The sequence below is a fragment of the Thalassoglobus neptunius genome, assembly GCF_007859735.1.
Taxonomy (GTDB): Bacteria; Planctomycetota; Planctomycetia; order Planctomycetales; family Planctomycetaceae; genus Thalassoglobus; species Thalassoglobus neptunius.
In genome coordinates this window covers 80,699-97,241 of the sequence record NZ_SIHI01000009.1, presented here as the reverse complement: position 1 = coordinate 97,241, position 16,543 = coordinate 80,699, and the positions used below count along the sequence as shown (strand labels likewise).

13 protein-coding genes are annotated in these 16,543 nt (G+C 50.9%); 7 read left to right on the top strand and 6 right to left on the bottom strand.

Annotated features, from left to right (window positions below; translation table 11 throughout):
- A partial coding sequence (locus KOR42_RS15490; protein ID WP_146510749.1) for a transposase occupies positions 1 to 220 on the top strand: 220 nt, incomplete at its 5' end.
- Between the two features lie 20 nt (positions 221 to 240).
- On the opposite strand, the gene KOR42_RS15485 is transcribed toward KOR42_RS15490, so the two are convergent.
- Complete coding sequence (locus KOR42_RS15485; protein ID WP_146510748.1) at positions 241 to 540, bottom strand: hypothetical protein; 300 nt, start codon at positions 538 to 540, stop codon at positions 241 to 243.
- A 120-nt stretch (positions 541 to 660) separates the two neighbouring features.
- Positions 661 to 1,809: a hypothetical protein gene (locus tag KOR42_RS15480; protein ID WP_146510747.1), complete on the bottom strand. Its 1,149-nt coding sequence runs from the start codon at positions 1,807 to 1,809 to the stop codon at positions 661 to 663.
- 289 nt (positions 1,810 to 2,098) lie between these two features.
- On the opposite strand from KOR42_RS15480, the gene KOR42_RS15475 reads away from it, so the two are divergent.
- The 5 genes from KOR42_RS15475 (at position 2,099) to KOR42_RS15455 (ending at position 6,185) form a co-directional block, all read left to right on the top strand.
- Positions 2,099 to 2,473, top strand: coding sequence for a hypothetical protein (locus tag KOR42_RS15475; RefSeq protein ID WP_146510746.1), 375 nt, complete (start codon positions 2,099 to 2,101; stop codon positions 2,471 to 2,473).
- A gap of 154 nt (positions 2,474 to 2,627) precedes the next feature.
- Positions 2,628 to 4,361 carry a cytochrome c peroxidase gene (locus KOR42_RS15470; RefSeq protein ID WP_197441227.1) on the top strand — a complete coding sequence of 578 codons (1,734 nt, stop codon included), beginning with the start codon at positions 2,628 to 2,630 and terminating at the stop codon, positions 4,359 to 4,361.
- Entirely contained in the window at positions 4,362 to 5,231 is an 870-nt protein-coding gene (locus tag KOR42_RS15465; RefSeq protein ID WP_231740945.1) for a uracil-DNA glycosylase, read from the top strand.
- Between the two features lie 68 nt (positions 5,232 to 5,299).
- The gene (locus KOR42_RS15460; RefSeq protein ID WP_146510744.1) at positions 5,300 to 5,938 is read left to right on the top strand and encodes a phosphopantothenoylcysteine decarboxylase domain-containing protein; all 639 of its coding nucleotides are present in this window, start codon (positions 5,300 to 5,302) and stop codon (positions 5,936 to 5,938) included.
- A complete protein-coding gene (locus KOR42_RS15455; protein WP_146510743.1) occupies positions 5,925 to 6,185 on the top strand; it encodes a MoaD/ThiS family protein in 261 nt (86 codons plus the stop codon). The genes KOR42_RS15460 and KOR42_RS15455 overlap by 14 nt, the downstream gene beginning before the upstream one ends.
- 98 nt (positions 6,186 to 6,283) lie before the next feature.
- Here the strand turns inward: KOR42_RS15455 and KOR42_RS15450 are convergent, their stop codons facing one another.
- From KOR42_RS15450 to KOR42_RS15440, 3 genes are all read right to left on the bottom strand, one after another.
- A complete protein-coding gene (locus KOR42_RS15450) occupies positions 6,284 to 11,761 on the bottom strand; it encodes a DNA repair ATPase (protein ID WP_146510742.1) in 5,478 nt (1,825 codons plus the stop codon).
- A gap of 158 nt (positions 11,762 to 11,919) precedes the next feature.
- Entirely contained in the window at positions 11,920 to 14,016 is a 2,097-nt protein-coding gene (locus KOR42_RS15445) for a flotillin family protein (RefSeq protein WP_146510741.1), read from the bottom strand.
- Positions 14,017 to 14,082: 66 nt separating this feature from the next.
- Positions 14,083 to 14,712: an OB-fold-containig protein gene (locus tag KOR42_RS15440; RefSeq protein ID WP_146510740.1), complete on the bottom strand. Its 630-nt coding sequence runs from the start codon at positions 14,710 to 14,712 to the stop codon at positions 14,083 to 14,085.
- Positions 14,713 to 14,965: 253 nt separating this feature from the next.
- On the opposite strand from KOR42_RS15440, the gene KOR42_RS15435 reads away from it, so the two are divergent.
- Positions 14,966 to 15,556, top strand: a complete 591-nt coding sequence (locus KOR42_RS15435) for a cob(I)yrinic acid a,c-diamide adenosyltransferase (RefSeq protein ID WP_146510739.1) — start codon at positions 14,966 to 14,968, stop codon at positions 15,554 to 15,556.
- Between the two features lie 40 nt (positions 15,557 to 15,596).
- On the opposite strand, the gene KOR42_RS15430 is transcribed toward KOR42_RS15435, so the two are convergent.
- Positions 15,597 to 16,499: a carbohydrate kinase family protein gene (locus KOR42_RS15430; RefSeq protein ID WP_146510738.1), complete on the bottom strand. Its 903-nt coding sequence runs from the start codon at positions 16,497 to 16,499 to the stop codon at positions 15,597 to 15,599.
- Positions 16,500 to 16,543: the final 44 nt, after the last annotated feature.

Here is a 16,543-nt window from a genome sequence, read left to right as displayed (position 1 = left end):
CCGACCGGCCGGCGTCCGAGGTTTCGTTTTACTGCCGAAACGCTGGGTTGCTGAGAGAACGTTCAGTTGGCTAGGTCGCTGGCGACGCTTGAGTCGTGACTATGAACATCACACCAAATCGAGCGAAGCCATGATCTATGTGGCTTCCATTGGTCGCATGCTCCGCCGCTTAGCTCCTTCACCCAACCAAGCTCCGTTCAAATACCGACTTACAGCATGAAGAGGATTCCGGATAGGCTCTTAGTATGGATAGTAAATATCCACAACACACTCTCCATTCTTGGCAACCTCATAGCCTTCGAGTGATTCGCACTGAGACTGGGCGCCAGCGACGCAATCGTCCGGACCATCAGCTTCACAGCTTGAATCCACTGTTGGGTTGTCGAGTTGATGGATCGGTTTGGAACGATCGCATTTCATCCCCGTTTGAGACGCGGTTGCCTGACAGTCCAGGGCTTGTAGCTGCATCGAGACTCCGCTCGCGACGATCCCCATACCGAACACAACCAAGACGAATCCAAAGATCGAACGAACTTTCATTGCCGACTTTCCAGAGAGTTTGCTCTCGTCTGTAAATGAGTGCCTACCTGCAGCCTTCTGAATTCACAGCAGTCCAACGTAGACACGCTCTCACAATCGCTTTCGACTCACGCACGCAAGTCAAACTTGCCTTCGCCATAAGACAAATCCGATCACCATTAGAACAATCCCGTTCAAGATCAACAACAACGAACGCCAACTGAAATTCACTTCGCGGATCGAGGACTCGAGAGGTGGCTCCGGTTGCATGTTTTTGATGTACTCGGACTGGGCCAGAAAATATTCTTTCACATCGGAAAAGCTTTGCTGAAGCGTATTTCCCCGCGTGTATTCCGGGTTTCGAAAATCGATGGCAATCGCCCCAGCAGACGCCGGCATCTGAAATTCGGATTCATTCAGCTCGACATTGAAGACAGCCGACCGAATCAACTTCACCGACCAACTCTTCAATTTTCCCTCTGAGTCGAAATGAAATTCGTAGTGTTCAAGTGGCATGAGCACGTCTCCGGGGAAAAGTGTGTAATCACGGAAGTACTTGACCTGACTTGGAATCGCATCTTCAGATTTCCGAATGACGATTTCGAGCGGAAGAAGATGTTCGCCGTCAATCGCGACTGTCGATCCCGAAGCATTTCGAACGATGTATTCGCCGACCGTATTTCCCTCTGAAGGCAATGGTTCGACTTCAACCGGGCGGAAATTCGTAAGCTCACTCGTCGGCAGATAGGAGACAAGACGATAAAACCCCCATCTCGGCTGAGACCGATCATAGGCTTTAATTGTTTCATCTGTCGGAGGATCTTTAAGTGGAAACGATTTGACAAGATGTAAATCGTCGACCATGACATGATCGAATTCCGGTCCTGTCGTCCGTTCACTCACGCCATTGTTAAGAAGAGTCTCAACAAATGTCATCGTCCACTCACCCGGTCCGGAATACGACTTGTATTGCTTGAACGCTTCCGGGTTGAAGACTTCAATCAGCTGATAAATTTTTTCTTCAGGATCCGAAGTCTCGATGGAATCGATCTTGAGCGCAATTTCACGAGGGGAAATTTGCAGCGGTTCCCAGAGTGCGCCTGAGGAGACTTGCGATTCGATTCTCGCCGTTGTGACTCGCGATATTTCCCCAGCCCAGACAGCCTCAACCGACTCGACAGAAGGACCGTCAAAGCCAACGACCTCCAACGAATCCTCGGAAGTCTGACCGAAACATTGAATCGAGGACATCGATACAACAGCCAGCAGTAGCGTTGCAAGTCTCTTCATCTTCCCCACTGACTGATCCTTTGTTTCTGCCTCATACAATATACTTGTACAAGCTATTTCGATCGACAAGCGGTTGCAAGTTCTTCGAAACATCTCAACATCGCTCTCGGTTCTTATCGAACCGAACGGGAGTCGCCTTGAAAACCTTGCAACTGCTTTCCGCACTCCGTAGCCTTTTTGATTCAATCAGCATCACTTTATCGACACGATTCAAAAGAGTCATCGACTTGCTGATCGCTCCCCCCGATTCACCAACGCTTTTGGACTTGACCAAGAAAGTTGTTTGATCATGAAAAGTATGTTCGCGATTGGATTGTGTGGGTTCGTTCTCTTGCTGAGTGCTCAAGTGAAGGTCAATCTCGCACAAGAGAGTGATTCTACTTCACAGCGAGAAGCGACCTTCCGATTGCCCTTCCATTACGGCAAAATTGGAGTCTCGCCGTCTCAGCGAGAAAAGTTGAAACAGATCCACAATACCTATGAAGAACGAATCGAAGAACTTCGAAATCAACTGAAAGCAGTCGTGTCTGAACGGAACGCAGCCATGGAAGCAGAACTGACTGCCGGACAGCGATTGCGGCTGAAAGAACTTCGGGAAGAATCGATTCAGTCCAAACCGCGAGGCCAGCAACCAGCAACTCCTGCCGAAAACGACCAGGAGTAGCAGCGACTCTTCGGACCGCTCGATCAGCGGCGAGAACATTTCGAAGTGGCCGGTCATGAATTACAATCGCCTCATGACACGGTCTCACACTTCTATCAACTTGTTTTCGCACCTGCGTTCTCGATGCGTGTGTTGCCTGCTTGTTCTTCTGAGCATGGTGACACACGCTGAAGAGACACGCATTCGTCTTTCCCCGATCGAACTTCAGGCAACGCCGACCACGAATCCCCGCCGCCCCGTGCAAATGGACTGGGTCATCCCCGGCGAACAAATTCTCGTCGCCAACCGCCGCTCAGCTTCGCTAAGTCTCATCGATCTTGCGAATCAAGACACCGCAACTGAGTTTGCCCTCTCTGCAAGTCCTTTCGCATTAACATCTCTGGCCGATTCCCCCTCATCCCGGACAAAGCGATTCGCGGTCACGACTTCTCCTCCGGGAAAATTGTTGATCGTAGAAATTGAAGCAGGAAAAGTCTTTGAAGCGGAATCGCTGAATCTGACATCGCGGCGGATGGAGTCGTACGTGGCAGTCCATGGGCCCACGATAGCTGTCAGTTCAGTCTGGGACCGATGTGTCTGGCTGATTGATGATGCGAAACCGCTACGAATCTCAAATCGCATCGAACTCGCATTCGAAGCCGGAACTCTTCAAATCAGCCCCGATGGAGAACATCTCATCGTGGCTGATGCGTTCGGTGGTTCTCTCGCACTGATCGCCACTTCGACAGGGGAGATTCTCGATGTCATCGAAACTGGAGGCCACAACATTGCTGGTCTCAGTTTTCTCACCCCCACTCGACTGATGATCACACATCAGATTCACCATGCGGACGGGGCAACGACCATTGATCGGATCGCCAACGGGGCTGTGATTGAAAATGTCATTCAGGAACTCGATCTCAAAACGAATGACGTCGACTCCGCCGAATTGATCCCTCGACTCGTCGGCGAACTGGGGGAGCCCTCACACGGAGCAGCAGATCCCGGCGCAATCGCCATCGACAGCACAGGATCGCGGTTCGTTGCCATCTCCGGCAATGATGAAGTCCTTCGCCTCAACAAATACGGCGTCAACCTTTCCCTCACTCCCGTCGGCGACCGACCTGTTGATCTCTTGCTTTCTCCTGCTGAAGACTCGCTGTATTGCCTGAACCAGTTTGACGAGACAATTTCCGTCATTTCAACCGAAGAGAATCACGTCGAGAGAGTCATTCCTCTCGGGCCTCGAAGAACGGAAACACCCGCAGACCGCGGCGAACGCCTCTTTTTTGATGGGTCACTTTCCCGCTTCGAATGGTTCAGCTGTCATAGTTGTCACGTTCGAGGACACACTCACTATGGGCTTGCAGACACCTTTGGAGACGGGGATTCCGGAGCACCAAAGCGGGTGCTGTCTCTACTTGGAGGGCGTGACAACACTCCCTGGGGATGGAATGGAAGCAAGTCAACGTTGCATGATCAAGTGCGGCAATCCGCGATCTTGACGATGCGCGGGGAATCGCCGTCCGCACGGGAGGTCAACGATCTCGTCGCTTATCTGCACACTCTCAATTCTCCGCCTCCCTTTCAGCCATCGCGAAGCTTGGAAGACACACGGACTATTTCGCGGGGGCGAGCGATTTTCGACCGTCAAGGGTGTGTCAGTTGTCATGTCCCTCCACTGACATTTACGTCCGATTCCATCTACAATGTCGGAATCGCCGACGAGCACGGAAATCAGAAGTTCAATCCCCCTTCTCTCAATGGCGTCGGATACCGACGCGGTTTCTTCCATGATCGCCGTGCGAAAACTCTTCACGATGTCATTGTCAATCAAAGTCATCAACTTGACGAGACACTCAACCCCAACGACGTCGAAGCACTGATTCGTTTTCTGGAAAGCCTGTAAGTGTCCGACAATTCAACACAACGCGCCACACTGCAACTCCTGCGTGACCTGTCTCGCGCCGGTGTGACTCATTTGCCACATTGGGACGCAGCCATCGCAATGGCGGCATCGGAAAATGGTCCCGCAATCGAAACGGACGCGAGAGCTGACGAAGCTAGCCCGCCAGAAATTCACTCCGAACAAATTCCGGAAGCAGATTCCCAGACCGATCGCGTGAACCCATCAACGTCTCATGACACTGCGATTCTCCCAGAAAACCAATCGCCGGTAAGCGACGTCACATCTCCCGATCAGCCTGTCCTCCCAGCGAAAACTCTCACCGAACTCGCCGAGCGTGTCGCCACCTGCACTCGCTGCCAGGAGCTCGCTGAACAACGAACGCAAACAGTCTTCGGAGTCGGCAATCCCAACGCGAAGATCATGTTCATCGGAGAAGCTCCGGGAGCGGACGAAGACCGACAGGGCGAACCGTTCGTCGGGAAAGCTGGCCAGCTACTCAATCGAATCATCGAAGCCTGCGGCTGGAAGCGGCCGGACTTATACATCTGCAACATCCTTCGATGCCGACCACCAGGAAACCGGAACCCGACACCGGAAGAAGCCAGTAATTGTCGCGAATATCTCGACGGGCAGATTGAACTGGTCCAACCGGAATACATCGTCTGCTGGGGATCAGTTGCCGCGAAGAATTTACTGAATCAAGATGTGAGCATCGGAAAAATGCGAGGAAAATTCTTCGACTATCGAAACGCGAAAGTTCTTTGCACTTATCACCCGTCCTATCTCTTGCGAAATCCTGAAGCTAAGAAACCCGTCTGGGAAGACATGAAGTTACTCATGGCAAAAATCGAATCGGATGCCAGAGACTGAATGAGCACCCCTGTGAACGTCGCAGTTTTGACCCTCTCAACACGACTGCGAAAAGAAAGTGAAGTGTTATGCGTGTGCTCGTGACTGCCGGCCCGACCCGAGAGTACCTCGATGAAGTCAGATATCTGTCGAACGCCAGCAGCGGAAAAATGGGTTATGCCATCGTCAGTGCCGGGCTGAAACTCGGCTGGGAGATGGTCCTCGTCAGCGGCCCCGTCGATCTGCCTCCTCCTCCCGGATGCGAGTTTCATCCCGTTGTGACCACTCGTGAAATGCGCGACGCTTCAGTCGAAGCGTTCGACCAATGCGATGGAGTGATCGCTGCGGCTGCGGTCTGCGATTACCGTCCAATCGTGCGAGTCGCAGGCAAACTGTCGAAAACGGGAAACCCCGTCACCATCGAAATGATTGAAACCGACGACGTTCTGGCGGAACTCGGAACGAGAAAACAAAATCGCTGGGTCGTTGGGTTTGCACTGGAAGCTCAGAATCCCCGGGAGAATGCGCTCCAGAAACTTCGACGCAAAAACTGCGATTGGATTGTCTTGAATTCCCCGGCAGCCATCGGAGCAGACTCCAATCAGGTCGAACTCATCGCGGCGGACGAAACGACTCAAGCGACGTGGGCGGGGTCAAAGTCGGAAGTCGCGGACTCCCTCGTTCATTGGATCGCGGAGAACCGGGAACGTGGCCATGGTCAAAGTTGAATTCTTCGGAATTCCCCGACAACGTACCGGCGTTTCACACACCACTCTCGAAGCGACGACGATTGGCAATCTTCTCAACCTTCTCGCACAGCAGTATCCCGATTTTCGCGATACGTGCATGGAGGAAGAACAACTCACCAAGGACGTTCTCGTCTCGGTCAATGGAAAAACGACCACAAGAGACCGCGCCTGTCCGCTCCAGGAAAATGACAACGTTCTAATACTCACTGCCGACGTCGGAGGTTAAACGACCTCTTAGAAAACAACTTTTCACTCGAACGAGTGAACACCGTCGCGATGAAAAGAACACTTACAGGTGAGCGTTTAGAAACTCGATAAGATCATTTAACGCTCTTTCGCGGACTCTATATTTCGGAGCAGCTTTCGATAGTCCTTGAGACATTGCTCAACCATCGAAACAAGTTCCGAGAGTTCCCCCTGATTCTTCACTGCCAATTCCGTCAGCGGCTTCATCCACTCCTGCATCAGGCTGAACTGCGATTCGAGGACCCCGTAAACAGACCTCGGAAGCTTATTCACGACTGTGATTCGATCTGACGATCCACGGTCCTGATCTTGACTGACTTCAGAAGATTTCGAGGCTGCCTCCTTTGAAGAAACGGGTAGATTCTCTGGCCATTGGACTTCGAGAGGCGGAAATCGAATCGGGGGAAGAGTCACATTCAGTGGTCGATCAACAAGATGTGCAAGCTGCTGCAGCCCTGCTTCAAAGTGACCACTCAACACTTTCAACTCATTTTGAATATTGTCTTGAAGTCGAGTCGATTCCTGTTCCTGTGGTTCTGAATTCGTCGACTTTGTCAGAGCACTCGCTCCGTCGACCACAGCTGTCCGAATCGAGTCGAGACCTTCGTTGAGCGAGTTAATCGTGAGAATAACCTGACCAACTTTGTCGCCAGCATCAATCCCCTTCATCTTGACATTCTGTCGAAACGCTTTCTTAATCGCTTCCCATCGTTCCTTTTGTTCAGCTGTCAATGTTCCGTTGAGTTCCCGAAACTTTAATAGATTCGCTTCGGTTCCTGAAGTCAGAGTTTGTGCATCATTCTGATAGCTGGAATCGATCAACGTTTCTAATTCGGCGCCATCCATGATCGGCATCACCTTTTCAGCGATACGATTCATGTTTCGATACGAACCCTGAAGCAAGAACGGTGGTTCAGTTCGATAGTCATCATTCTGGGCTGCCGACGCGATATATGCCTGATTCACTTTCAGCACAACATCGCGCACGCACATCAACTTTGTCATCGTCTGGACAAACTCATTGAGTTCCTCAATCGAATAGTTCGATTCAAACTCGACGCCCTCGGAAGTCATTTCTTCACCGCGGCGGACACGTTCGGCAAGTTCAACAACAGCATGAACATCCTTCTGAGATCGACTCGCCAGCTGAGTCAGAACTGGATTCGAGGTCAGAGCGTTCTCGATGTAACTCAACTCGAAAGCGCGTGCACTGTCTCCGATAATCTCGCCAAGGTTATAGATATCGGCACGATTGCTCAGCATGTCCGGGATTCGAAACTTCTCTCCACTCTCGGTGTACGGATTTCCGGCCATGACCACTGCGACCTTCTTTCCACGAAAGTCATAAGTCTTCGCGACTCCTTTATAAACTCCTTCAATCTTTCGCTGAGCATCACATAAACTAATAAACTTCTGCAAGAACTCCGGATGGCAATGCTGAATATCGTCGAGATAGATCATCACATTGTCGCCCATCTCGAAAGCAAGGCTAAGCTTGTCAATCTCCTCGCGTGCTCCTGCGTTCGGAGCGGCATTCGGGTCCAGTGAAGTCACCTCATGCCCCAGCGCCGGACCGTTGATCTTCATGAAGATGATCCCCAGCCGGTTTGCGATGTATTCCATCAGCGTCGTTTTACCGTAGCCAGGAGGAGAGATTAGCAACAGCAGGCCCTGCCGATCTGTTCTCTTCCCTTCTCCACTCGCTCCGATTTGCTTTGCGAGATTATCACCGACCAGCGGAAGATAAACTTCATCAATGAGCTTGTTCCGGACGAACGATGTCAACACACGCGGCTGAGAGTCTTCCAACTGCATTTCTGTCTGAGCAGCTTCAATCAGTTCTTTCTTGAGGGTATGGAACCGTTCGTATTGCGGAACGACTTCATTCGCAAACCGTGCCAGACGATTATTAAACTGATGGTACTGGAGTTGATAAACGCCGTTGGAAACCACGGGATGGCTTCCGGTCATCCCTTCGAGATTCATTTCCAATTGCGCTGAGACAATCGCCGTCGACTCGAGTTGACCATCCATGATCAGTTCCGCAACTTCATCACGATAGCTGATGAGTTGGTCAGCATTCTTATGATTGATCAGGAATGCGGTGATCCAGTCGCGAGCAAGTTCGAAACACGAGCTTGTATCTCGGCTGACAGCTTTCATCGCATCAGCAAATCTTTGATCAACTTCCCGCCGATGCAGTTCCTCATGAAACTCGGAAAACAGATCTGCGGACGTCTGCGATGTGACAAAAACATTTCCTCGCGATTTTCGCTCTGAGTCCGTCAATTCCTCAAAGAGATACTCTGCCGCCTCGCAAAGCAAGAGAGAGTCACGATTCAGTTCCCCATAAAAGTCCTTGTTTGTAAACAGCCCACAAACAGAGAACCATTCCCAAAGTTGATCCTGAAGTTCAGTAATATATGCTTTCTGCTGATCCAGCCCCGGAAACAACTCTGAGACAACACCAAACCCTGATAGCTTTGATTCGATCTTCTTCTTAATCTTGGAATCGCCAAAATTCCACCAGTACAAATTCGCAATCGCGCGAGCTTGAGGAGAGTAGCGAAGCAGGCCACATTCCGAATGGATTGCCAGAAGCGATTGCAGAATAATCGCAGCATCGTGGTCATGAACTCCTTTGGAATACCCTTCCCGGTAGCGTGGCCCCATAAAGCGTTGAACAACCGGCAGAAGTTCGTCAACCTGAAAGTGATCGCCTCGCTCACGATCCGTTCCGACTTCATCGCTTAGTGATAAATCGCCAGACTGGATCGCTAATAGAATCTGATAGGCAAGGTACTCCGCTCGATAAACGTTCTTGTTTTCACTGACCACTTCCATCGACCAGACTTCTTCCGTTTCACGAAGTTCTGCACTCCCAATCGGCTCATAGAAGTCTGTTCCTGTGAGATGGAAAGTCGGTTCTCCGTCTCGAAAGACCAGCGTGAGATCGAGAACTTGCGTGTTCACTGAGAACCGGTGATTTCCGAATCGAATCACATGGTCGCCGTCTTCGTAAAGTTCCTTTCTGTCTTTAAGTTGACGGATCGAGTCATCGCGAATTGACTTCAGTTTGGATTGAATGTCGTCAACTTTGACGCTGTCACCCAACTCCTCAAGATCAGCGACAATATTGCGGACCTTCTCAATCATCAGGTCCGATGCAAAATACCCGTGAATGTCGCGGACCTCATCCATCGAGTCGACACGATTCTTAACTCCTTTCAGAATTCGATCCGCCGCATCAGCCAGGGCATTGGCACGACGATTCCGCTTTTCAAGAAGTTGCATTCGACGCGATTCGAACGCGCTCGCGACTTCCTCCCGTTTTTCTGTAAGTTGAAGAATAAACTCGTCAAACTCGGCGAACTTTCCTTCAAGCTCTTCAAGCTGCACCATTAACTTCGTGAGATATTCTTCACATCGCTGCGGTGTGTCACAGACGTCGAGATAGTTCACGACCGACTGATTGAGCAGCTTCAACTGACTGGAAAACTCAGCCGCCCCTTCGACCGACGCGAGTTCCTGAGTCTTGCGCTTCAGAGTTGCCCGGGCTGTGTTGAGGCGAGAGAAGATTGCGGAGATATTGTCGATAATTGATGTTCGTTGCGTCGCATCATCGATCCGCAGATTGCTGACAATCTCAATCAACATCTCGAGCTCGTTTGCTGACTCAGCAATGCGAGACTCAACCTCTCGGGCCTCAGCAACTCTTTCGAGCTGATCGATCTCCGCCTGCTCTTTTTCAATCGCAGCCACGTAAGGCGAGAGAGCATCGTCCTGCAACAGGAAACCGACACATCGATGCGACAACTGCTCCGAAGCTTCTGAGACCTCTTTTTCGATGTTGGCAATCAAGTCCAGGTCCGCATACCGAAGCTCACGCAGGCCGATAATGTCTCCCCGAATTCTCCGAAAATCTGAGAGCGACTCAACATACTCATCGATGCCTTCGAACCGTTGCCGTCCCAGGCGATTGAGCAGTTCCCGCGTCTGTTGAACAATCGAGTCTGTCTGGCTCCGTGTATTCTTTCGGACACGGACCACCTTCTCGTATTCATCAACTGCAGCAGCAGCAGTCTTTCGAATCTCTTGAAGAGGGATCGCAAGATTAAACGCATCGTCTTCTTTAATCCAGAAGTAGCTATCGAGAATATCGATCGCTCGTTTTTCCAGATCGACATACAACCCGGTGTATCTGTCATCCTTGTCAACCAGACTCAGGATTTCATGACACTCAGCCATGGCCCGGACGATATCACGATTGCCGATTTTATAGAGATAAGAGTCTGTTCGAGTCGGTGCCTGATAGTCTTCTCCCACGTACGGAGTCTGCCAGACTTGAATGGCGTGATGCTTTTGAGCCTCCTGCTGCGATTTTTGCAGGATCATTTCCCCGCCCTGAAACATCGTGAAGCCGTGACAGACGATGGGCGTATCCACCTTCTGTTCGATCACGTTGTACCCGAGCAGAACATAGTCGCCGAGTTTCGGCTGATAGAACACATAAAGAGTGTCTTCTCCATTCGGAGAGACAATGCGCCGTTCGAAGATTAATCCCTGCAGGCTTGTTTCAAATGTTTTCTGTTCTCCACTTTGGAGATAGTAACCGTTTGAAAAGATAAGCCCATGGTCGTCGGGAAGTAGAACACAGGAATCCGCAATCGAATCGACTCGGCTCGCCTTCTGAGTTTTCTCATTGAAGACGATATATCTCCAGACGGTTTCCTGATAAGGCCGAATCTTAAGCAGTATCGTATGACCAACGAAGGCGTAATAAATGTCTGCGTCGTCGAGTGTCTGATCTGAGTTTTCGACGAGTTCCTCGTAGACTCCCTTCCCCGACTCAGTGTTGTCTTCCACTTTGATCGTGAGATCGCCGCCCACAGTTTCGACGAAAATCTTGTCTTCGATGGAAATGTGGGGGTGCAGCCCGTGTCGCTGCATATCCCGGGTCGTCTTGACCCACTCAAACTCGTGCTGCGAGGGATATCGAACTTCGTGATCGCTCCGATTCCCGAGATATTCGAGAGCCCCGCCATGGACCAACCATTTGAAGGACTTGATGTCGCTGAAGTCTTTCCCGACACGGAACACCATATACAAGTGCAATCCGCGCACAAAAAACTTCTCGAACGTCGCGTTCTTGTAGTAGCGATAGACATCCTGAAAGTCTTTCTCGAACTCAGGATATCGAATCACATCGAGAGGGCGTTGATTGAACGACTTTGAATCGTCGTCAAACTCATAAACGCCGAAGACGTCCGATAAACTTCTCTCAGACTTCAACCCGAACTGAACATTATAACCGAACAGAAACTGATCACCGACAGCGACCATATCTCGAGGAACACAGTTATTCTCTGTTGTAATCCTCTCGGTATTTAACAGCTTCAGCTCGATCGACCCGAAGACCTGCTTTCGTTCATCATTTAAATGCGAGAGTCGCGAACGAAGTTCATCAGCATGCTTGCGCAGCCGATTTTGCAGAATCTCATAGGTCCCGGATTCCAGCTTCGATTCAGATTCAGGCTGCGGAGCTGTTTCGGTCATGAGGCAACTTACCGACGTCTAGTAATTCAGTTGAGACGGTTCAAATGATTCTGAAGTCAACAATGACCAGCCACTTCTCCATCATTAAATTCTGGCTCTAATGGCGAGTGGAGCTTCAGAGTCCTGAGATCAGTTCACTCCTCCGTGAGTCGATCGGATCAATCATCGCTGTCACCGGATTGAACCATTCCCAACCCAAGAGCACCGACCTTCTTATCCATCAAGCCTGCATCCTTGAGGTACCGTTGAAGTCGCTTCAGACTCGATGTTGTTCCGTCATTGTCAGATTCGACCAGAAGTTTCGTGAGAAGAGCAGCAACGGACAGGTCTTTCACATCTTCCATTTTCATGCCAAACTGGCTTGCGAATCCAACCAGGTTTTGAGTGAAGTCTTCCGAACCGTTCCCATCAAAGAACGTGCTCTTAACATCCGTGAGCACCTCTGAGTTGCCGATGTAACGATCGACAGATTTTCCGGCTTTGATCGAATCGACAATCCGATCGAAGAACTCAGTCTCACCACCGACGATGTCAATCCGTGCGGACTCGAGAGCGGCGCCCACGATTCCGGACTGTTCACGAGCAATGTCTTTCTGTGCGTCAATTGCTGCGATCTCGATTTCTTTATCTTTGTTAAGTCTGAGTTTGAACTCTTCGTGCTCACGTCCGACACCATCGAAGAGTTTCATGGCTTCGGCCTTCTGCTCGATGCCTTTCGCTTCCGCGTAGTACTTCTGCTCCAGAACGGTCGCTTCGGCCATTCCTTCTTTCTCGATCGCTTCGGCTTTGGCTTTCTGCCCCTTGGCTTCAGCAACAAGTTTTCGCTCGACCACTGTCGCTTCCGCTGTTCCTTCCTTCTCGAGAGCGTCGGCACGCATGGTCATCACCTGAACTTCGGCCAATCCATCTGCAGCCGCTTCCGCCTGTCGGGCTTCTGCCAGGAGTTTCTTGGATGCGGTCTCTTTCTCAGCAGCAGAAAGTTTAGCGTCCGCTTCGATAACAACCTTGTCGGCTTCGAATGTCGCAGCCTGCTTCTGAGCTTCGGCAGCTTTAATTTCTTTAACCAGCGACTCTTCTGCCTGCTTCTCGGCAATTGTAATTGCGACACGTTTTTCTCGATCGGCGGTCGCGAACTCTTCGGTATCCTTAATTCGCTGCTGTTCTTCGACGACAGATCGTTCGACGGCAACACGCTCGCGAATCACATCCTGAATGTTACGTTTCTCAACCTCGATCACTTTCTCTTTTTCAATCTCGGCGAGGCCAACAATTCGCTCTCTCTCTGTCACTTCGAGGAGTCGATCCTTTTCGACACGTTCGCTCTCGACGGCATCTGTCCGCTCTTTATTCTTTTGAGCGACGATGATTTGACGCTGCATATTTTCTTCAGCAACTGCAAGTTCTTCTTCGGTGCTGATTCGAGCCGATTCGGATCGGAGACGCTGTTCTTCCTGAACTTTGGCGGCTTCGGCATGTTCTCGTGAGGAGATCTCGGCAATTTCGCGCTTCTGCTTTTCTGTCGCTTCGACACGTTGTTTTTCCAGCTCAAGGATTGCTTCTTGAGCTTCGACATCCTGCTTCTTAATCGTCTTCTCTTTTTCTCTCCGAATGTCGTTCGCTTGAATATGTTCCTGCGCTGTGAGATTTGTAATCTTCTTAATCCCCTCTGCGTCGAGGATATTCATCTCGTTCAGGTGTGTAATCGGCGTCTGCTCAAGAAAATCGATCGCGCAGTCGTCGAGAACATAACCATTCAGGTCTGTCCCGATATGCTTAAGAATCTCTTCTTTAAACTGGTCTCGTTCTGTATAGAGATCAACGAAATCGAAGTGCTTTCCGACAGTCTTAAGTGCTTCCGAAAATTTGGCATCAAAGAGTTCAACGAGTGCAGCCTTCTCAGAAGCTCGCCGACATCCCAGGGCTTGGGCGACTTGTAGAATGTCCTGCGTCGTATTATTCACCCGAACGAAGAAGGCGACTTCGATATCTGCTCGGACATTGTCTTTACAGATCAGCCCGGAAATTTCTCGACGAGCGATTTCGATCCGCTTGACCGAGAGGTCCATGTGCTCGACGCGGTGTGCGATCGGAATGACCCACATTCCGCCTCCGGAGACGACACTCATGCCTCCCCATCCGGTTTTGACCAAAGCTTCTTCCGGCCCAACTTTGCGATAGAATCGCGACATCGCGATGAGAAAGCCCACGAGCAGAACCGAGAGAAACACGAACGCCGGTATGAATACTTCCCACATGGTTTGTCATTCCCTCAGTGATTGATGCCACTCTGACAGCGAGACCGTCGATCGAAGAATTTCGACTCAGGCGTTCTCGGTGCATTCGACGTAATACAGCCCCGTTTCGGGGGAGTAGTCTACGATTCGCACAAGCGAATCTTTTTTTGCCGTTCCTTCGACAGTTCGTACGTTCAAGCGCAAAGGCGCTCCACTCTCAACAGCACACATTGCCTGCCCAAATTCTTTCGTCGCTTCGGAAGTGACGATCGTGCAAGTCTTTCCGAGCAATTCCGGAATTGTGTTTGGCTGTTGAACTCGTAATCTTCCTCGGAGAGGATTTGTGATGAGTTTTGCCCCCACGATGCCAAGCCCCAGGCTTCTGGCGATCGCAAATGCTGATTCCCCCAACGTCGGATCTTCCAGCCCGCGATCAAGGATCATCGTGCTAATCCAGGAAACGATGGCCACAACTGAAAGCCAAACCATGAACGGGACTTCTCCCAGGTTCAGCCATCTCAATCCGAGCATCCCCAAGTCCGTGACCGAAGGTGAGACGTCGGGATCGAGATCCAGATCGAATCCAAGGTCAAAGTCGAAGACATCGATGTCGATTCCGCCGACAATCACCAGCAACCAGTAAAGTGTGACAACCACCAGCAAGATGCTGAATGGAAGTTCAGGCCACTGAAAATATGTTTCCAACAGAAAAGTCATCGCAATTCTCCGATGTTGCCATTATGCAACAGAGTCTCTGGCAACCCTTGTCAAAACGGGAATTCGCTGCGATGGATCAAGAATTCCGGAGCGAATTCGGATAGTTTTCGGGTGACAACGATCAATCAGAGTGTGCCATCGATGGCGATCGTCACGGTCGGAACAGGTTATGAGGGCAGCGATTCGAAGTTGCTCACCGACTCTTCGGCGTTGCCTCAACACAACTCAACATGCGAAAAGAGCGACAAGCAAGATGGTCTACTTGAACAAAATCTACACGCGTACGGGTGATTCCGGAGAGACGTCACTCGGCGATGGGACGCGCGTTCCGAAAGATCATCCGAGAATTGTCGCGTACGGGACGATCGACGAATTGAACTCTGCACTGGGAACGGTGACAGCACTGGGACAACCAACATCTCAGACACAATCGTCACTTCGAATAATTCAGAACGACCTCTTTGATGTTGGTGCCGATCTTTGTGTTCCGGAGAGTGAAGAGCCCCTTGAGTACACGCCGCTGCGAGTGACCGCTGAGCAGGTCACCCGACTCGAGGACTGGATCGACCGAGCGAATGAAAGCCTCTCGCCCCTGACAAGTTTCATTCTTCCCGGAGGAAAACCGGCTTCTGCATTGCTTCATCAGGCTCGCACAATTTGCCGACGAGCAGAAGTTCATATCTACCAACTTCTCAGCGAAGAACGAATCAATCCACAAATTCTCAGCTACGTGAATCGCCTCAGCGATTTGCTCTTCGTGCTGGCCCGAGTTGAAAACGACAACGGCACAGCAGACATTCTTTGGAAACCGGGAGGAGACGGCTCAAAGATCCCGGAAGAATAAGACAGTCGCAGCGCCCCAACTCAGCTGTCGGGAAGACAGACTAAAAGATCGAGGAGCGCAGTTCTTCAAACTTCTCTTTGAGTTCAGGCATTGCGCCATGGTGCGATGCGACGATTCCGCCGACCTGATTCGCAAAGTCTCCCGTCTCCTGAAGTGTCTTCTTTCGAAGCAGCGACGTGATCAGACCGGCGGTGAACGCATCCCCTGCCCCGACGGTGTCTGCCACCTCAACTGGCTTGCCGTCGACTTCAACAACACCATCGGCACTCACAAGACAGCACCCATTGGCCCCGCGAGTAATACAAACGAGCCCCGGTGAGAATTCCTGAATGACTTGCTGGCCAAATGTGACTTCGTCACTACTGAAGTTGAAAAGCGGAGCGATCACTCGAACTTCTTCATCGTTCAGCTTTACAACACTGGCGAGGTTGAGGGAATCTCGAATCCAATCGGGGGTGAAGTAACTCTGCCTGAGATTGACGTCGTAAACCTTCAAACAGGAATCCTGAACTGATTGAACAGCCTTGAGAATTGTTTCCCGTGACGTCGACTCACGCTGTGCCAGCGTTCCGAAGCAGACGGCACTCGCAGACTTCATGATCTTCTCAAGCTCTTCGGTGAACTCAAGCCGATCCCAAGCGACGCCTTCGTGAATCACATAGGTCGGTTGATTCCGTTCATCGAATTGAACTGTGACCGCCCCGGTCGGAGCTGCTTCGTCACGCTGGATTCCATGAGTCTCCAATCCCTTTGACTTGAGAAAGCTAATCAGCTCGTCGCCCAATTCGTCCGCTCCGACACGACTGACGACGATCCCCTGATTGCCGAGTTGCTCAGCTTGGAATGCCACATTCGCCGGTGCTCCTCCGGGTCGCCGTTCATCCGGAAAGACATCCCACAGGAGTTCTCCAAGACCAACGATGATGGGGCGATGCTCAGACATAAATCACTTCATCCGGAATTCAAATTGCTACGTTTATTTCGACG